At 43.1% G+C, this 17,712-nt stretch carries 14 protein-coding genes; 5 read left to right on the top strand and 9 right to left on the bottom strand.

The window, feature by feature from the left end; all coding sequences use genetic code 11:
- The first annotated feature begins 380 nt into the window (after positions 1-380).
- The 3 genes from MADE_RS01585 (at position 381) to MADE_RS01575 (ending at position 3,674) form a co-directional block, all read left to right on the top strand.
- On the top strand, positions 381-2,498 hold the full coding sequence (locus MADE_RS01585; protein ID WP_012516844.1) for an SDR family NAD(P)-dependent oxidoreductase: 2,118 nt from the start codon (positions 381-383) through the stop codon (positions 2,496-2,498).
- A gap of 99 nt (positions 2,499-2,597) precedes the next feature.
- Positions 2,598-2,909: a hypothetical protein gene (locus MADE_RS01580; RefSeq protein WP_012516843.1), complete on the top strand. Its 312-nt coding sequence runs from the start codon at positions 2,598-2,600 to the stop codon at positions 2,907-2,909.
- Positions 2,910-2,918: 9 nt separating this feature from the next.
- Positions 2,919-3,674: a hypothetical protein gene (locus MADE_RS01575; protein WP_012516842.1), complete on the top strand. Its 756-nt coding sequence runs from the start codon at positions 2,919-2,921 to the stop codon at positions 3,672-3,674.
- 503 nt (positions 3,675-4,177) lie between these two features.
- On the opposite strand, the gene MADE_RS01570 is transcribed toward MADE_RS01575, so the two are convergent.
- From MADE_RS01570 to MADE_RS01525, 9 genes are all read right to left on the bottom strand, one after another.
- A complete protein-coding gene (locus MADE_RS01570; RefSeq protein WP_012516841.1) occupies positions 4,178-4,822 on the bottom strand; it encodes a heparan-alpha-glucosaminide N-acetyltransferase in 645 nt (214 codons plus the stop codon).
- A 68-nt stretch (positions 4,823-4,890) separates the two neighbouring features.
- On the bottom strand, positions 4,891-5,373 hold the full coding sequence (locus MADE_RS01565; RefSeq protein WP_012516840.1) for a YybH family protein: 483 nt from the start codon (positions 5,371-5,373) through the stop codon (positions 4,891-4,893).
- Positions 5,374-5,407: 34 nt separating this feature from the next.
- Positions 5,408-5,887: a YybH family protein gene (locus tag MADE_RS01560; RefSeq protein WP_041912803.1), complete on the bottom strand. Its 480-nt coding sequence runs from the start codon at positions 5,885-5,887 to the stop codon at positions 5,408-5,410.
- Between the two features lie 11 nt (positions 5,888-5,898).
- Positions 5,899-6,813 (bottom strand): copper resistance D family protein, encoded by a 915-nt coding sequence (locus tag MADE_RS01555; RefSeq protein ID WP_012516838.1) that lies wholly within the window; start codon positions 6,811-6,813, stop codon positions 5,899-5,901.
- A gap of 8 nt (positions 6,814-6,821) precedes the next feature.
- Positions 6,822-7,214 (bottom strand): copper resistance CopC family protein, encoded by a 393-nt coding sequence (locus MADE_RS01550; protein ID WP_012516837.1) that lies wholly within the window; start codon positions 7,212-7,214, stop codon positions 6,822-6,824.
- A 257-nt stretch (positions 7,215-7,471) separates the two neighbouring features.
- Positions 7,472-10,609: an efflux RND transporter permease subunit gene (locus MADE_RS01540; protein ID WP_012516834.1), complete on the bottom strand. Its 3,138-nt coding sequence runs from the start codon at positions 10,607-10,609 to the stop codon at positions 7,472-7,474.
- Positions 10,606-12,624: an efflux RND transporter periplasmic adaptor subunit gene (locus MADE_RS01535; RefSeq protein WP_012516833.1), complete on the bottom strand. Its 2,019-nt coding sequence runs from the start codon at positions 12,622-12,624 to the stop codon at positions 10,606-10,608. The genes MADE_RS01540 and MADE_RS01535 overlap by 4 nt, the downstream gene beginning before the upstream one ends.
- Complete coding sequence (locus MADE_RS01530) at positions 12,621-13,985, bottom strand: TolC family protein (RefSeq protein WP_012516832.1); 1,365 nt, start codon at positions 13,983-13,985, stop codon at positions 12,621-12,623. The genes MADE_RS01535 and MADE_RS01530 overlap by 4 nt, the downstream gene beginning before the upstream one ends.
- The gene (locus tag MADE_RS01525) at positions 13,985-14,494 is read right to left on the bottom strand and encodes a DUF411 domain-containing protein (protein ID WP_012516831.1); all 510 of its coding nucleotides are present in this window, start codon (positions 14,492-14,494) and stop codon (positions 13,985-13,987) included. The genes MADE_RS01530 and MADE_RS01525 overlap by 1 nt, the downstream gene beginning before the upstream one ends.
- Before the next feature lie 747 nt (positions 14,495-15,241).
- Here MADE_RS01525 and MADE_RS01520 point away from each other — a divergent pair.
- Together MADE_RS01520 and MADE_RS01515 are read left to right on the top strand one after the other, a co-directional pair.
- A complete protein-coding gene (locus tag MADE_RS01520) occupies positions 15,242-15,925 on the top strand; it encodes a heavy metal response regulator transcription factor (protein ID WP_012516830.1) in 684 nt (227 codons plus the stop codon).
- Complete coding sequence (locus tag MADE_RS01515; protein ID WP_012516829.1) at positions 15,909-17,315, top strand: heavy metal sensor histidine kinase; 1,407 nt, start codon at positions 15,909-15,911, stop codon at positions 17,313-17,315. Before MADE_RS01520 ends, MADE_RS01515 begins: the two co-directional genes overlap by 17 nt.
- Positions 17,316-17,712: the final 397 nt, after the last annotated feature.

Genomic DNA, 17,712 nt, shown 5'->3' with positions numbered 1-17,712 from the left:
AAAACCATCCATTGCGTGAAAATGAGTCAATAGTTTGCTCATGATCTCGCTCAACAAATGAGTCCGTTTCAGTTTTAATATACTCGCCTCTGATGATGGCGTGAGTACTAATAAAGTTGATATCAAACCCATTGGCTGTGATATCTAGTTGTCCTTGTTCGTCGTAGGCACCTTAATAAAATGTTTATGTATTTAATCGTAGTGATTTCATTTCAACTGTAGTTGATTCAGATCAAAGCATCACAACGAATCGATTACGGTTTGATTACATTTCTGTAATCAAATCATTAACTTTATTTATCCATTCAAGGACTTTACTTATGCTGAAGCTATCAAACATATAAGTGAGCTTTCACTCTTCTACGAAATAGGCTTTTAAGATGTTGTATCAACAGACAGCACTAATATCAGGCGCTAGCTCTGGTATAGGACTTGCGCTTACAAAAGAGCTTCTACTCTCCTACCCTTTTATCCAGATCGTAGCACTTTGTAGAAATCCAGAAACTTTACAACAGCTTAAAAGGTCTTATGGGGATAGGGTCAGAATCGAGTGTATCGATTTCACTAATAGGGATTGTATTAAAAGCCTTCAAAACGTTGTCAATCAGCATACTCACTTTAGCTACCTGATCCATTGCGCAGGTGTTGTCATGCCATTTGGAGATATTAGCAACGTCGCCCCTGATGAGTGGGAGGCAACCCAATGGATAAATGTCGAAGTACCTCGCCTTTTAACGCAGATATGCTTAAAAAAATTTAGTCATAGCCGCGTGATGTTTTTAACCAGTGATTTGCCAGTACAACCCGTTGCTGGCGCCTCAGCTTATTGTGTGAGCAAAGCATCATTAAATATGCTGTGCCAGTGTTTTCAACTTGAAGTCGATAACGATATTGCTGTTTTTACAACTGTGGCTCCTGGAAACGTCGACACCAAAATGCAGGAAACGATAAGGCAAGCCTCAAATCGAGTTTTGCCTGCATCGGAGTTAATGCGCAGTATGTTTTCGGCAAACAAGCTTTTACCTCCCCGATTAGTTGCACAATATCTGCGACAATTGCTAAGCGATGTCACGCCAAACACTTTTGGAAGTCGTAGTTGGAATTTACTAGAGAGTATTGTTGAAGTTTCACCTGCAAAACAGACAAAAACTGATTCAATTGACACGCGTGCTACTGAAACAAGCCTGGTAGAACTGGCAAGTCTTGTTGGCGGCGCATTCTGGTCACCGGGTAGTGCAGAATATGAAGAAAACAGGAAAGTATTCAATCAAGGTGTTTCGCGTTTTCCGTTAGTAATTATTCAACCTAAGACAAAGACCGATATTATACACATTGTCAAATGTGCAAAGCAGTTGCGCTTATCCATTACAATTAAGGGTCAAGGGCATGGTGTAAGTGGCATGTCGGTCCTTAACAATGCAATTGTAATTGATATGTCGATGTTTAAAACAACTGTACTGAATGTTGATAAGAGCTCAGTAAACGTCGGCGCAGGCGTCAAAAATAGTGAATTGGACCATTTTCTAGCGCAACACAATAAAGTGGTTCCTTTGGGTACCTGTCCCGATGTTGGTGTTGTCGGCGCAACATTGGGAGGGGGGATCGGTTTTTTGTCCAGAAAGCTTGGTTTGAGTTGCTACAATGTGCTCGCGTTTGGATTGATAACTGCTGACGGTAAAGTAAGACAAGTGACAGAATCCCAACATGCGGAGTTATTTTGGGCATTAAAAGGGTGTGGCCATGGTCAATTTGGCGTTGTGACCGATATCACGTTTAAATTACACGATGCCCCCCAAAATATTGATGGCCGAATACTCGAGTGGCCATTATGTCACGCACGATCTATTCTTAGGCAATATAGCAAAACAGTGCTCAGTGATAACAGATCGGTTTTTCTATATGCATATCTCTCGCGATCGATGGAAGATAAAGCTCGAATTTCGATAATGGGGTTTAGTGAGGACTCGGTGCAGGGTTTGGATTCTGTAGCCAAATGGCAAGACGGTGCCAAATTGTTAAGTAGGCGGTCGCAATACGTTGAATGCCAATCCAATGACTACGATAGTGATCTGAGTTTGTATTGGCGAAATGGCATAATTGAAGGCGAGCTATCAGACGAATTCATTGAAACACTTTTATCGTGTTACCGAGCTTGTCCGGGAAATTCAGGTGGATTTATGCTAGACCCGCTTTGTGGCGCTATTCAGGATGTAAACGCTGACGATTCGGCATTTATTCACCGCAACGCTTCTTTCGTCTGTAGTATCACAGGGATCACTCAAGCTGAATGTGACGATACTGAAGTTATCGATTGGGTGAATAAATCTTTCGATTTGCTATTACCGTTTTTTAATGGTCATTCTTACCAAAATTATGACATGGGGAATGGGTCGTCACTTGCTCTTTACTACGGCCAACACACAGCTCGTTTGAAATTATTAAAACAACAATACGATCCTACTGGTCTGTTTATGAGCTCTCTTCTGCGCCCTGACTAAAAAACTTTTAGTCATTGCTGTGACGATTTCGATATTGTGAACGTATGTTCTACCCATATTGAATTGGCATTGTGGTTACTTGTAACAAGGAAATAGTTTATGAAAAGATGGATATGTTTGTTTCTTGTGATGTCATCATCGCTCGCACATCCAAATGATCGTGAGCATGGCGATTTTTACAGAGGATTAACTGGTCTTAAAGCACAAATTGATGAAATTAATCGTGACTTGATTTTGCTGGAAAATGCCACCCTTTCGAGTTCAGAAGTCAACAGGCGACTGGCTCGGATTGAGCAACAAATTGATGACGCAAATAAGAAAATTTCAGAGGCTTCTGACGCAGAGTTACGTGAGTTGAGTGCTCAAGAGTTAGAGCAGGTAAAGCGGTCTTTGCAGGTTCTCAACATGTAAGACATTCGAATGCAATTGCAACCCCATTTAAATCAACTGCATAAATCGACTAAATCTGAAACACTACTCGCTTCTTGGATGAACCATGTTCAAAGTTCGCGAACGAAGGCAGTTAAAGATGAAGCTGAAAGCGACTTAGTTGCCTTGAGAGAAGCAACGGATCGTGAACTGATAGAACTACAAATGAACACGCAGCGGCAAATTAATTCACTGACTGAGAGGCACGAAAACGATATTGTTCGCCTCACTCAAGACCATAAGGAAGAAGTAAGGCGTCTTGAGCAATTAAATTTAGACAAGGTTCAATATGCAGAGACAGCATTTGAAAATCTAATGGGAGAAACAGAAACACAAAATGGGCTGATATTTAAAAACCTCGCGGTCTCCATATATCTTCGCCGGTTCTTAGTGGAAGATGGTTACGATCGGTTTTTTAACGACTTAACGCTTACTTCAATTGATGAAACAGCAACGGTTCGGTGTGATCCAAGCATATTAAGAGAAGTGATTTCAATTCAAGAGCACGCAATTTTACGGTTTGAAAAAGTCAAAAACAAGCTAGAAGATGCTAAAATGCTGTATTACGAAGCATTACTAGATCTTGCATTTTATGAGGCTGAAATGTCGCGGTTTGGTATATTGAATGTCGATGCGACGCAACGGATCAATGAAAACCTTGTTGCTTTTGAGCAGAATTTACTCTTTTGGTTAAACGAAGCGAATACAAAACACCAGAGCGGTTACCGCGTTTCATTTTTCGCGTAATCTGCATGGTAGACAGCTTGGTTTTTATCAGGGGATGTTTGAGACTTCATGAAATTTTTGAATAACAACCCGCTAAAGCCGAAATGTTATCACAAGTGTCTGCATTGCTGGTAGAAAACGATATGGCTACTGTAAGACAAATAACTGACGTAATAGAGTCAAGAGAATGCAACTCTTTGTGGTCAAAATACACCAACTTCAAAGAAGAACGACCAAAACTGTTTGAGTATTAACGGTAGTCTGGGTTTGTTGGCACTAAAAGCACAATCTTCTCCGAATTAATCTTGCGTTGCTGTAAACACATTAGCGTTGATATCGAGAGTGTATCGACACACGCATTTGCGCGCAAGCGCATATGCGTGTATCAAGCATTACTCTGCTGCCTTGACTCTCCCCCCCCCCCCAAAAAAAAATGTGCATATCTCATCGTAATTTTATGTCTGCGGCAGCATAGCGGATATTAATTACTGAAGGTGATTTATGGCAAAGTAAAAGGTGCATAGTTACACCGATGAGCTAAACCAATAGATAGTACCAAACAGCGCAAAAAAGATAGGTTGATGCAATATGTAAACCGCTAAACTATGCCGTCCGAGAAGAGTCAAGTTATTCGGGATATTCCATTTTGCAAACGGATCAAATCCGCTTTTCAAAACGTGCCCTATCGCAATACCAAACAATACAACACCTATCCATGGAAAAATCGCAACGTAATCGTTTGGAGAATGAGGTAGTGACAAACTGATCAGATTAAATGGCCATTTACTGGATACTAGGCCAATGTTAAACAACGTGACCGCAACAAAACCCAACAACAGCGACAATATGGGTTTTCTAATCAACGGAACACACAAAACACTCGCTACAGCAATAAAATGCAATACGCCAAAGAATATCCAGTTTGCATTAAAAAAATAATACGTAAAAAGCGATATTACCGCGGCCCAGAACGCTATGGAAAACAGCCGCAGTAAAAACATTTTTAGACTAAATTTTCGATAATTCCCGAGCACGAGCGACGCGCCTACACTCACGAAGAAGAGCGTCAATATTACATACCGAAACTCCCTCCACCCTTTTCCATTGGGGACATTCCAATCAACCCAACCAAAGAAACGAAGGTCGTAAGCAAAATGGAATACAACCATCAACACAATGGCTAACGTTCGTATTGCATCCAATGTGATATTGCGATTTTGCACGGAATTCAACGTTGTTAACGGTGCTTATGTGGCTTATTATCACGGGTAGATGAATGCGAATGAATGACCTTCCATCCTTCATCAGTTCGGCGAAACAAATAGGTTTGAAATCCTTTTTTATCAAAAACTGCGCCGGTTTTGCGTACTTCTCCTGAAACATTTACTGTCGTAACTGCCCAAGCGAAGTCTCCTTCAACGTTTGTTTCGATATCTAGAATATCAATGGTCAATCGTTTCAATACCTCTTTTTCCGGCTCTACATGATTTTTGACCAAATCCTCTAACCCTTTATTCTGACCGCCTGACTCAATGTAACGCGCACCTACCTGGCCAAGATAATGTTGATAGAACGGCATACCGTTACCAGACTCCCACCCCTTTTCAATATCTTGGATCATTTCTAGTATCTCGGTTTCGTCGTTCGTTTGCTCAGACGCATAAATGTATGGTGATGTGGCTAAAAAAATAACAACGCAGCTTGCATAGAAAAGTTTCATCGTTTTGACCTTTTTATTTTAATTTGGTGGGGAGTTAGTGAGACCAATGAATATGACTGATTTTCCACTGTCCATTGATCAGCGTTAAAAAGAGCGTTTCATTGCCTGTCCTATCAATATCTCGACCTTTATAGTTTCCAGAAGTGTGACTTCTTGAAATGGAGACAGCTGTATTACCATGCACACGAACATGATGCTCAATCGTCTTCGTGGTTACGGCAGATGAAAATTGCATGTCTGCTTGCAAATGATGTGCACGATATTCGTCGGCACTGCGCTCAATTCTGCCACCTTCCAAAATAAGGACATCATCGGCAAGTAAGCTCATGACTGTCTCTGCATTAGCCTCGGAGAGTGCTTTGTGGAATTGTTTTGCTATTATTCCTGCGTCGGAGTCTAGCCCTGAGAACATAGGACTATTACTGGTGTCGTTATGCGTTTTATCATGAGCATTAACACAGTTAGTTAACAGCAAAGGAAAGAGTATGATTGACAACAAGTAGATTTTTTTCATTTTGTGTTTCTTCAATAATTGGGGCCTACGGCGGTACTTAACACCACCGTCACCATTAAAATAGATATCCCTATACAAAGTTCGATTTGGATTGATTTTTGAAGCGTTCGAGGACTGGTTATGCCGGTTAAAAGCTGAGGAACCAATCGCAGTTTGTGTAACAACGCGATTAGAAAGATGGCACCAACAAACAACAGCTTAACAAGCAATACAAAGCCGTAGTTTGTGTCGAGCAAACTGCTAACAGAACGCACAAGTTGCCAAGCCAGTAGTAAACCAGCAATAATTAGCCCCCCAATGGGGTACATCGCCGATTTCCCAAATTTTGTCATGACATGGTGCAAATTGGGGGTAGAAAGCTCTACGCACGTCCTTGAAAGAGGCCAGAGTGAACCCACCCACGCGAGCGCAATAACGGCATGAGCAGCCAGGATAAACTTGAAACTAGGTTGTAACTGTTGAGTATGCCCAGTTAATGTAAATGTATACCCAAATCCTGCCAACGCAATAACAATGAAAATTCCAAGAGAGCGATTTGAAATAAAAGCATTTTTTCTAATTGAATGACCTAAGTAGGTTAAATATAGTAGCGCACTTGCGAACAGCACTAGTCGACTTTTTGCAACATCTCCGAGCGTTGAATGCGTGACCATCTCTCGCATAATGGGGTCAAACATACCAGCGTATCCAGATTGAGCGAGCTGCCCAACCTGAAACAAAAAGTCAAAAGCACTAAAAATGATGCCAATGACCGCAAACAAACACATGTGCCTTGTTACCGTTGTTTGTAAGCTTGCGGGTAAAGTAAATTTGGTGTCAATATCAGTATTGGTAATGCACAAAATCCAACCACCACCAAGCAGCGCTGATACGCCGAGATAAACACCAAACTTTGAAATCAACAACCCCAACTGCCAAATGTCCATAGCGTCCTCTAATGGTTGCCGTGCGTGCTGTCGTGCTTTTTATCGTTATGTTTCATCATTGAAGCATGCACCATAAAACTAAAAGCCCCTTCCATTTTGTGACCGTCCTGACCTAGCAACATCCAATTGACAGTGTATGTATCTACTGGTAATCCGGGTAATTCGTAACTAAAGGCACTAGCGAGTTCCGTACTTGGCTTAAACTCAAACGGAATGGTTTCCCCACTTTTTGATTGCAACGTTACTCTAGCCAACCTTACAGGCTTGGTAAAAACCAATGATAGTTCAGGTGGAGATGACATCAACATTGCATTATCCTTAGGCGTAGATGTCTTAAGTGTTGTGTGAGCAAAAGTAGAAAAACTTAAGGCTACCATGAGCATTGAAAAGATTAGTTTCATTTAAAGTCTCCTTAGACTTGATGGGTTATAGATAACACAAATGCTTCAATATTGATGGCATTTGGGTCAATGGTATTGTCGATCAGCAAGCCTGTGACGTCTTTCATCATCGCGCTGGGCCCAGGTAAAAAAATGTTCACCCTGAATGTAGTAGATATCAAACCAGACCATGTAAAGGCCGCTTAACGACCAAAACAACACCTGCCCGCCGACTAGCATCATAAGCCAACGATGTGAACGGCGAACAGGTCCTTTCATTACGCAACGACAGCCAAGTATTTAAGCTGTTGTTTGCGCCATATTAAATAAATGGCAGGCAGTATGAGTAGTGTCAGAATAATCGCACTAACCATTCCTCCCACCATCGGCGCGGCAATCCGACTCATGACTTCGGACCCCGTACCAGAGCCATATAAAACCGGCAGCAATCCAAAGATGATAGTGGCCGTTGTCATCATGACGGGACGAACACGCAATCCTGCACCGTGCAGTACTGCCTCGGTCAACATCTCGGCGCTCGGTAAGGTACCCCCTTCTTTGCATCTATCCATCAGTGCCTGATATTCATGATTGAGATATACAAGCATAATGACTCCTATTTCTACAGCGACACCGGCCAAGGCAATGAAACCTACGCCTACGGCCACGGAGAAATTAAAGCCTTCGATGTACATAAGCCATATGCTGCCAACCATCGACAATGGCAACGTCCCCATAATAATCGCCACTTCAATGAAGTTTCGGAAGTTGAGGTACAATAGAATAACGATTATAGCGAGCGTCAAAGGCACAACGTAAGTGAGCTTCTCCTTTGCCCTTAACATATACTCGTATTGGCCAGACCAATTAATTGAATAGCCGGCGGGTAAAACGAGTTGTTCAGCAACAACTTGCTGCGCGGTAGCCACATACGTGCCTATGTCTACACCATCGATGTCAACATACACCCATCCATTGAGCCGCGCGTTTTCACTCTTGATACCCGGTGGTCCGTCTTCGATGTAGACGTCAGCAACATCAGCTAAGGCTATACGTTTTCCTTGTGGTGTCACTACAGGTAACAAAGAAAGCGACTCTGGAGAGCTTCGGTATGACTGCGGATAACGAATATTTACTGGATAGCGCTCCAGCCCTTCTACACTCTGTGTTACGTTAACACCGCCAATTGCACTAGAGACAATTTGCTGAACATCAGCGATATTGAGCCCATATCGGGCGGCTTTTTCGCGATCAATGTCGACTTTCAAGTAGCGACCGCCAGCGACGCGTTCAGAATACACTGAAGCCGTGCCATCGACGTCAGTTAATATTGACTCAATTTGTTGGCCGATTTTTTGAATTTCCATTAGATCGGGACCACCAATTTTAATCCCAACAGGGGTTTTAATTCCTGTGGCAAGCATGTCAATTCGGGTTTTTATTGGCATCACCCATGCGTTGGTTAAGCCCGGTAAATTGACCACTGCATCAAACTCTTTAATAAGGTCCTGCGTGGTCATCCCTTCTCGCCATTGTTCTTTGGGTTTCAATTGAATGAATGTCTCAATCATGGTCAGTGGCGCGGGGTCCGTCGCCGTATCCGCCCGCCCTACTTTGCCAAATACCGTTTCTACTTCTGGTACGGTTTTTATTAATTTGTTGGTCTGTTGAAGAAGCTCTCGTGCCTTCCCGATTGATATGCCGGCATAGGTGGTCGGCATATACATCAAATCGCCTTCGTCAAGCGGGGGAATAAATTCACTACCAATTTTATCAATTGGCCAAACCCCGATAGCCAAGACAATCAATGCTGCGACCATCGTTGACTTTGGAAAGCGCAAAACTGTCTTGAGCGTCGGTATGTATAAAAACGTTAAAAACTTGTTGACTGGGTTTTTGTGTTCAGGCAACACCTTTCCACGTACAAAATACCCCATTAAGACTGGGACCAGTGTAATCGCAAGTGCCGCTGATGCAGCCATTGCATATGTTTTCGTATAAGCAAGAGGGGAAAACATCCTCCCTTCCTGGGCCTCAAGCGTAAAAACAGGTACAAAACTAACCGTAATGATCAACAAACTGAAAAATAACGCAGGTCCAACTTCGACCGCAGAATCGATAACAACCTGCCAGCGATTTTCCTTGGTAAGAGGCGTCTTTTCCATGTGTTTGTGCATATTTTCAATCATAACGATCGCACCATCACTCATGGCGCCAATGGCAATAGCAATGCCGCCCAACGACATGATATTGGCATTGATACCTTGCATATACATAACGATTAGCGCGGTAATGATCCCAACAGGAATACTGATGATAGCGACGAGTGACGACCGAACATGAAAAAGAAAGGCGACACATACCAAAGCGACTACGATAAACTCTTCTAATAGTTTTGAAGCTAGGTTATCAACGGCCCTTTCAATTAATGCGGAACGGTCATAAACAGTGACCACCTCAACGCCATCAGGTAGTCCTTTTTTTAAGTCCTCTAGTTTTGCTTTGACGCCATCTATCGTTTTTTGAGCATTCTCGCCAAAACGCATCACGACAATACCGCCGACTGTTTCCCCTTCGCCGTTTAGCTCTGCTATACCGCGGCGCATTTGTGGACCGATATCTACAGTGGCAATATCCCTTATTAAAAGCGGTGTGCCATTGTCATTGACGCCAAGAGGAATAGTTTCGATATCCTTCTTATCAGAAATATACCCCGTAGCACGAACCATGTACTCAGCTTCTGCAAGCTCCACTACAGAGGCCCCAACTTCTTGATTCCCTCGCTTTATTGCCATCTGAATATGAGAAAGCGGTATACCGTAAGCGCGGAGTTTTTCAGGATCTACTTTCACTTGATACTGTTTCACCATACCCCCTAGCGCCGAGACTTCGGACACGCCAGGCACAGTTTGGAGCTCAAATTTCAAGAACCAGTCTTGCAAACTGCGTAATTGAGAAATATCGTGTTGGCCGGTTCTGTCAACCAATGCATACAGATAAACCCAACCAACGCCTGTGGCATCTGGACCTAATTGCGGCCTGGCGTTTTCAGGTAGATTGGGGGCAACTTGCGATAAATATTCAAGCACCCTGCTTCTTGCCCAATATAAGTCGGTATCATCATCAAAAATGATATAAACGTAGGAGTCACCGAAAAACGAATAACCTCGAACCGTTTGTGCACCCGGTACGGAAAGCATGGCGGTCGTTAGCGGGTACGTTACCTGATCTTCTACAACTTGTGGCGCTTGACCAGGATAACTCGTTTTGATTATCACTTGGACATCGGATAAATCTGGGATCGCATCTACTGGCGTATTTTTCATTGTAACTAAACCGCCACCGACTATGATGATGGTTGCGAGTAAAACAAAGAAGCGGTTTGAGACCGACCAACGTATGACTGCTTCTATCATTCGTGCGCTCCTTCATGTTGGCTGTGATCCATCGTTCCTTTATCAGATGCTTGTATATGTACTGTGGTAATAACGTACGCACCGTCTTGGGTTTTGGTAATTTCGATGTGCAGTCGCATACCAGCGGTAATGTCAGATAAATCAACCTCATTAGCGACGTTAAAATCCATTGTCATTGCAGGCCAATCCCACGCCTCAATAGGGTCATGTTCAAGGCTTAACTGGTTGCTAGCACTCATCACTGCATTGACCGTTGCTTGAGTCCACACAGCGTCGACAGCGGTACTTGTTTCACTACTTGCCTCTTCAACAACATGAATGGTAGAAACAAGATATTCGCCACTTGAGGATTTTGAAATTTCAATATGCGCAAGCGTTCCAGAGGCCAAATCAGACAAGGTAATGTTATCTGCCACGTTAAAATCCATCGTCATCGCGGGCCAATCCCACTCTTTTATAGCGGGATGATCGACATTTATCATTCGATGCCCATCCATTACAGAATTAATCTTGACTTCAGTCCAAACGCTTTCAGACATAGTCGCCTGTGTACTTTGTGCTGAATCGATAATGTGCACGGTTGTCACCACATATTGACCATCAGTTTGCTTACTGATCTCGATATGTGCCGATGAACCACCTTTGACCGTTGCTAAATTGATATGCTCCGCTACCACAAAATCCATGGTCATCGGCGGCCAATCCCATTCTGGAATTGGACCATGTTTTGCAGTTATCATGTTGTGAGAAGGCATCACGTCTGTGATCATCACCTCTGTGAAGACCGATGTTGGACTTTCTTCAGGGGGTTCCATTCGCTTAAAGTCAGAGCTAATACTGCTCTCTGAATCAAGCATAAATTGAGCGGAGGTGACAATGCTGTCACCATCGATCAGTCCTTCAAGTACTTCTGTAAACTCGTCAACCACTCGCCCAATTTTGATTGCAACTGATTTAAATTTTCCATCTCCCAATGCCAATACAACGCGATTTTGATTGCCTGTTCGAATAACCGCTTCGGTTGGCACGATCAAGTTGGTCGAATCCATATCAGAGTGGATAGTCACTTGAGCGAACATGTTCGGCTTTAACGTATAATCTTGATTAGCAAAGCGAAGACGCACACGCAGTGTGCGGGTACTCTGTTCAAGGGTTGGGTAGACGTAGTCTACAACGCCTTGCCACGTCTTTCCGGGGAGGAAATCTAATGTCATAGTAACAGGCAGCCCTTCCACTATTTGGGCGGTTTGTCGCTCAAATACCTCTGCATCAACCCAAACCTCATCCAATGCACCAATCGACATGACTGTAACGCCAGGTTTTATAAAGAAACCTTCTCGAATGTTTAAATTATCTACGAATCCGGTTTGGGGCGCGGAAAAGGTAACGGTTTGCTGAACATTTTTTGTTTTTGTTAACGTCTCCACGACGTCTTCAGGCACTTGCAATGCATTTAAGCGAGAACGAGCAGCTACGATCAGATCTTTGTTGTTTCTGCGCATAGCAAGCAGCAATTCTTCTTGTGCATTCACTAACTCAGGCGAGTATAGAGAGTAAAGTGGTTCCCCTTTTTTAACATATTCTCCAGATGCTTTTACATGCAGTGTTTCTATCCAGCCTTCAACGCGAGGATGCACATGGATTAATGTTTCTTCGTTGTATTGAACGTACCCGACAGTTCTAATAGGGACATGCAGCGCGCGGCGCTGCACTTTCGCAGTTCGAACACCAAGATTGTTCTCCACATTTGGCGCTATAGTAATTGTTCCTGGGCCCGCATCACCACTTGAACTTTCTTCGTAGACAGGAATGAGATCCATGCCCATCGGAGACTTTCCTGGTTCGTCTCTGCGGTAATTTGGGTCCATCGGCGCAACCCAATACAACGGTTGCTTCTCTTCGTTTTGCTCATTATTCGCGGTGGATGATGAAGATGGTATCAGAAACGTGAATGCCAACGCAGTCATAATACCGCCTGCTACCCCGCCTATGACGAGTGCTTTAATTGTGCTCATTGTTGTTCTCCGATTTGAGACAAAGGAATACCTGCGTTGGTATCAAAGTAATAGTTGAGTTGAATTTTTGTTTTGACCAAATCCACACTGATATCCAGTGCGTCAATTCTGGCATTAAGATCCGCAATACGAGCACGCACTACCTCAGCAAAGTCTCCTTCGTCGTTGGTATAAGCATTGAGCGATGCCTCAGCTTGCTCTTGCATTTGCTCTAACAATTCGAGTTCGTACAGCGCTTGTCGCTCCATTAATCGCTCATTTTCCGCATATAAAGACTGGATGTATGACATCATTTCTCTGAGGACTAAGCGCTTGTCGGTTTTAATGGCTTCAGATAGGCTTACGGCAGCCGAAACCTCTTGGTCTTGGCGGTTTTCTGTAAAAAGAGGTACATCGAAACTTACACCCATCGATAAAAAATCTGCTCGACTTGTACCGTCGGGCGTGTCGTCTCTGTAGGCGTAACTAGCGTTAACCCCCCATTGTGGCTTGTATTTTTCTTTGGCAAGGTCAATACCGGTTTGGCTGGCGCGAATTCTTTGCTCTATCGAGAGGATCAAAGGGTGTTGATTGAGAACCATTGCAAGCGATTGTTGATCTCTGCGCTCAAGTATTGTTCTCATATTCTGCCCCATGTTTTTGATCTCAGGTAGGGCATGCGGCAACGTTAATCGAGAAAAGGCATCAAATCCCGATTGACTTGGATAATTTTGATCTCTAACTAGCCACTCTAGAAGCTTCCCTGTGGCTCTTTCTTCTAATGCTCGTAGTTTAGTAAGTCGGTCTTCCAACCTTGTTAATTCCAACTTTGCACGAACGATATCTTGCTGATTTACGCGTCCAAAGGCAGTTGAATAATTTGCCTTTGCGATATCGCTGAGCTGTTCAAATAACGCTTTATCTTCATCAATTAGCTTTACACTTTGCTGCGCCCGATATATTTCTAACCATAAGTTTGATACTTGAACGCGTGCTTTGGCCACTCGGTCGGCTCTCATCAGGGGATGCTCTGCTGCTTGCTCCCGCAATTGACGAGACCTTATGGCTAACGAATCACCACGAGGAAACATCTGTGACACACCTACTTTTAGCTGAGTCATGGGCTCTTGATCAAACGCAAAACCATCAGTGGGTACATTTGCTAAACCGATGTTGACAACGGGGTCTGGTAGGCTCGAGGCGACGACACTACTGGACAATGTGGCACGTTCACGATGTGTACTGCCAACGAGCCATGGATCATTTTCTACCGCTATTTCTACTGCACGTTTGAGCGTTAATTTTTCATTCGCGATAGCGGGAGAGACCATCGAGAACGAGAACGCTCCCCAAATAGAAACAAAAAGACAAAACCGGTTCATTAGAATTGCTCCTCATAGGTGTTGACTTCAGCAAAGGTCGTAACTGAACCATCTACATTGAGTTGCAATACAAGGTAAGGTTGGAATCGTTCGTCAACTTCCATGCCCGGCGATCCAATTGGCATGGCTGGAACGCTCAACCCTAAAACCCCTTCAGGAGGGTTTTCTAAAAATTGTTGGATGTATTTTGCGGGTATGTGCCCCTCAAATACAAACCCGTCCTGAGAAAGAGCAGTATGGCAGGAGCGATACTGGGGTTCGACGCCATATTTATCTTTGACTCCGGACATTAGCGTGACATTTGTCACATCTGTCTCAAAGCCATGTTCTTCAACATGTCGCACCCATTTTTGACAACATTTACATGTTCTACTCTTGTAGACATGTAATGTGAATTTCGGTGCCTGTGTTGCAGACTTTGCATCATTCTTTGCCTGCAGTACATCACTGCACGCCGTTAAAAAGAGGACTAAAGAAAACAAAGCCCCAAACGGTATATTTTTGTTCATAAACAACTCTCACATATATTGGATTTTGCACGCTTTACGATGGAAACGTCACGTGCAGTAACTGTTAGTCTTTACATCGACTAATCTAATTACACGAGAGAGTATTTTGGGGGGCGTAAATGTATAGCGATAAAGACTTTATGCAGCCTTGTTTGTTTGCTTAGGGCTGGGGTGTTCAACAGTTTTGGTGTTTCGAAACTCTCCCCAGCCAACATGCCGAGCTGAAAGACTGCCATGGGACAACAGCAATTTTGATTGCAACAACTCTCTGATGCGTCGTGTGATGAGTGGTCCATGTGATGACCGATTCTGTTATCTATTTCATGCACCATATCGCTTGCACATGGCGTAGCTACACTCGCGAAAGACCCGCTTACTTGCACGCTCAACAAAGCGATAACAAAGAGGTATTTGACGAATGAAAGTTTCACTTAAACCTGACTCCTTTAATGAAACGCGTTTTCACGGATTAGCTACGGCAATGAGAATATCAAATGGCCCTGACAGACAGATTACCTTGACATTACAATTTTGTAATCATGAGCGATATTGATAGCGAAAATGTATTTTTAGTTGAATATTTGCGACTTCGAGCTACGATGTGGCGCGCTCATTAGTATATTGAATACTCTGTTGGTTGCTGGCATACGTTTTATTATTAGTATACTAACAGCATTTTACGATTGCGGTGTATTCAACAGGCTTACTCCATTGAATTAAAGCTATGCAGCAGGTTAATCACATACCATGAAAATACTTGTAGTCGAAGACGAAGTAAAAACGGGCGATTACATCAAACAAGGGCTCATTGAATCCGGCTTTGTTGTAGAATTAGTAAGGACTGGCCTGGATGGTCACCACAAATCGATGATTGGTGATTATGAATTAATCGTACTCGATGTAATGCTGCCCGACATAGAAGGTTGGAAAATCCTGTCTTCATTGAGAGAATCTGGTAAATTTACACCCGTTCTTTTTTTAACCGCTCGCGATCACGTTAATGACAGAGTCAAAGGACTTGAGTTAGGCGCAGACGATTATTTGGTTAAACCGTTTGCTTTCGCGGAACTCCTCGCAAGAGTGCGCACCTTGATCAGGAGAGGGACGTCTGTCCCTAACAACACGTTACACATTGCAGATTTGGAGCTTGATATCCCTTCTCGCGTTGCGAAGCGCGGTGGCAAAGTAATCAATCTGACGACTAAAGAGTTTACATTGCTTGAACTAATGGTCAGACGTCAAGGTGAAGTATTGCCCCGTTCTTTGATCGCCTCTCAGGTATGGGACATGAATTTTGACAGTGACACGAATGTCATTGATGTCGCTATCCGAAGATTGCGCGCAAAAATTGATGATGACTTTCCTGTAAAGCTAATTCAAACTGTCAGGGGGATGGGCTATAAAATGAGTGTAGATGATAGTAACGAATAAACTAAAACGGCCAAACTCTCTTGCGTTTAGAGTCACTATACTTGTTGGCATTACCGTATTTTTGTGCCTTACAATAATCAGCTTAATCGTTCAACAATCAATTGCAACGCATTTTGCTGAACAGGATGCTGATGAATTAAATGAGGTATTCCATGCTGTAAAACGAAAGCTTAGCGAAGCATACACTGAAAAGGTGGCACCTTCGAGTATCCTCTTTGAAGCAGTGTCTGGTCATCATGGAGTCTATTACCTTGTGCAAAATGAAGATGGAGAATCCGTATTTTCGAGTAAAGGCGTTGACTTGCACAAATACCCCGGTCAATTGTTTGACAACGATCTCATAACGCCTGATATGTTGACACTTTTTTTTGATGGATCCCATATGTTGCGAGCAACTGAAGCTCTCGTGACCGTCAGCACTGGTCAGAATAAGTCTACATACCGTGTTGTGGTAGCCTCCAACATGGAATTTCACATGAATTACATGGAAGACTTTGAAAAGACGTTATGGGGCATTATTTTCGTGTCTGGTTTGATCACGATAATAGTGGCACGTTTTGCTGTGTATCGAGGCCACTCGCCGCTACGAAAACTGAGTAGAAAAATAGGTTCTATTACTGCTGACAAGCTCGATATCCGACTAAATCCTTTAGAGGTACCGGTCGAGCTCGCAGGATTAGTGGGGTCGTTTAATGCTATGATTGAACGACTCGAAGCTGGCTTTGAGCAACTTTCATATTTTTCTGCGGACATTGCGCATGAATTGAGAACACCGGTCACAAACCTGACAACTCAAACGCAGGTTATTCTGAATCAACCGCGCACTGAAAGTGAATATGTTGATATTTTATATTCTAATTTGGAAGAATACGAACGTATGACCAAGATGGTCAGTGACATGTTACTTCTAGCCAAAACGGAACATGGACTCGTCAAGCCACAGTTAGAGCGACTAAATTGCCGAGCAGAGCTTCAAGAATTAGTTGAGTATTTTGAACTACTGGCAGAAGAAAGACAAATTCAAATTCGCATCCGAGGGGCCGATGCCACAATTGATTGCGATAGGTCCATGTTTCGACAAGCTATGAGTAATCTATTATCAAACGCAATTCGATATTCCTTCGAAAACGCGATTGTTAAGGTAGCAGTATCTACCAACGATGAACATACAAAAATTACCGTTTCAAATCCAGGCCCGAAAATCTCTGATGACCATCTTCAGAGACTTTTTGATCGCTTTTTTAGAGCAGACCCTTCACGAAAAAATCATGGTCAAGGCGTTGGTTTAGGATTGACTATCGCTCGTTCATTGCTTCACATGAACGGAGCTAAACTAACGGTTAGCTCAGATGACAACTTAACCGTATTTGTTGTTTCATTCCACAAATAATCAATCAAACTTCGTCCTGGACTCTAAACAGGTGGTCACTTTCTGAAGCTGATGTATCGGCCACTTCCCCTCATTTGTCATGTTTGCACTTTCCAACACCTGCTTCATAAAACTGGACATTTCATCATTAATCTTAATACAGTTGCTGGTATAGGCTTAACTTGTGTGTATCAACGATTGATCTAACAGTTCGGAATAAGTTGATTAATACCTTCGGAAAAAACCAAGCCTAGAGCCTCACTACCAAATTGGGAAACTCATTTTTCAGTTCCTCAATTATTGGATAAAGAATGATAACCTGCTCACAGTGAAAAACACCTGGAGCCAGATGGAAAACGCACATCTGTCGTGTTGTTTCAGCTGCTATAATAGTCGTCATCATTGACTCATTGTGGCC

The sequence above is a fragment of the Alteromonas mediterranea DE genome, from assembly GCF_000020585.3.
Lineage (GTDB): Bacteria > Pseudomonadota > Gammaproteobacteria > Enterobacterales > Alteromonadaceae > Alteromonas > Alteromonas mediterranea.
This window is presented reverse-complemented; position numbering and strand designations above follow the sequence as displayed.

Bases quoted from the DNA above. Each gene is read 5' to 3' on its own strand.
- MADE_RS01535 (WP_012516833.1), bottom strand. From the start codon at position 12,624: ATGAGCACAATTAAAGCACTCGTCATAGGCGGGGTAGCAGGCGGTATT.
- MADE_RS01580 (WP_012516843.1), top strand. From the start codon at position 2,598: ATGAAAAGATGGATATGTTTGTTTCTTGTGATGTCATCATCGCTCGCA.
- MADE_RS01515 (WP_012516829.1), top strand. From the start codon at position 15,909: ATGATAGTAACGAATAAACTAAAACGGCCAAACTCTCTTGCGTTTAGA.
- MADE_RS01550 (WP_012516837.1), bottom strand. From the start codon at position 7,214: ATGAAACTAATCTTTTCAATGCTCATGGTAGCCTTAAGTTTTTCTACT.
- MADE_RS01525 (WP_012516831.1), bottom strand. From the start codon at position 14,494: ATGAACAAAAATATACCGTTTGGGGCTTTGTTTTCTTTAGTCCTCTTT.
- MADE_RS01530 (WP_012516832.1), bottom strand. From the start codon at position 13,985: ATGAACCGGTTTTGTCTTTTTGTTTCTATTTGGGGAGCGTTCTCGTTC.
- MADE_RS01565 (WP_012516840.1), bottom strand. From the start codon at position 5,373: ATGAAACTTTTCTATGCAAGCTGCGTTGTTATTTTTTTAGCCACATCA.
- MADE_RS01560 (WP_041912803.1), bottom strand. From the start codon at position 5,887: ATGAAAAAAATCTACTTGTTGTCAATCATACTCTTTCCTTTGCTGTTA.
- MADE_RS01555 (WP_012516838.1), bottom strand. From the start codon at position 6,813: ATGGACATTTGGCAGTTGGGGTTGTTGATTTCAAAGTTTGGTGTTTAT.
- MADE_RS01570 (WP_012516841.1), bottom strand. From the start codon at position 4,822: ATGGTTGTATTCCATTTTGCTTACGACCTTCGTTTCTTTGGTTGGGTT.
- MADE_RS01540 (WP_012516834.1), bottom strand. From the start codon at position 10,609: ATGATAGAAGCAGTCATACGTTGGTCGGTCTCAAACCGCTTCTTTGTT.
- MADE_RS01585 (WP_012516844.1), top strand. From the start codon at position 381: ATGTTGTATCAACAGACAGCACTAATATCAGGCGCTAGCTCTGGTATA.
- MADE_RS01520 (WP_012516830.1), top strand. From the start codon at position 15,242: ATGAAAATACTTGTAGTCGAAGACGAAGTAAAAACGGGCGATTACATC.
- MADE_RS01575 (WP_012516842.1), top strand. From the start codon at position 2,919: ATGCAATTGCAACCCCATTTAAATCAACTGCATAAATCGACTAAATCT.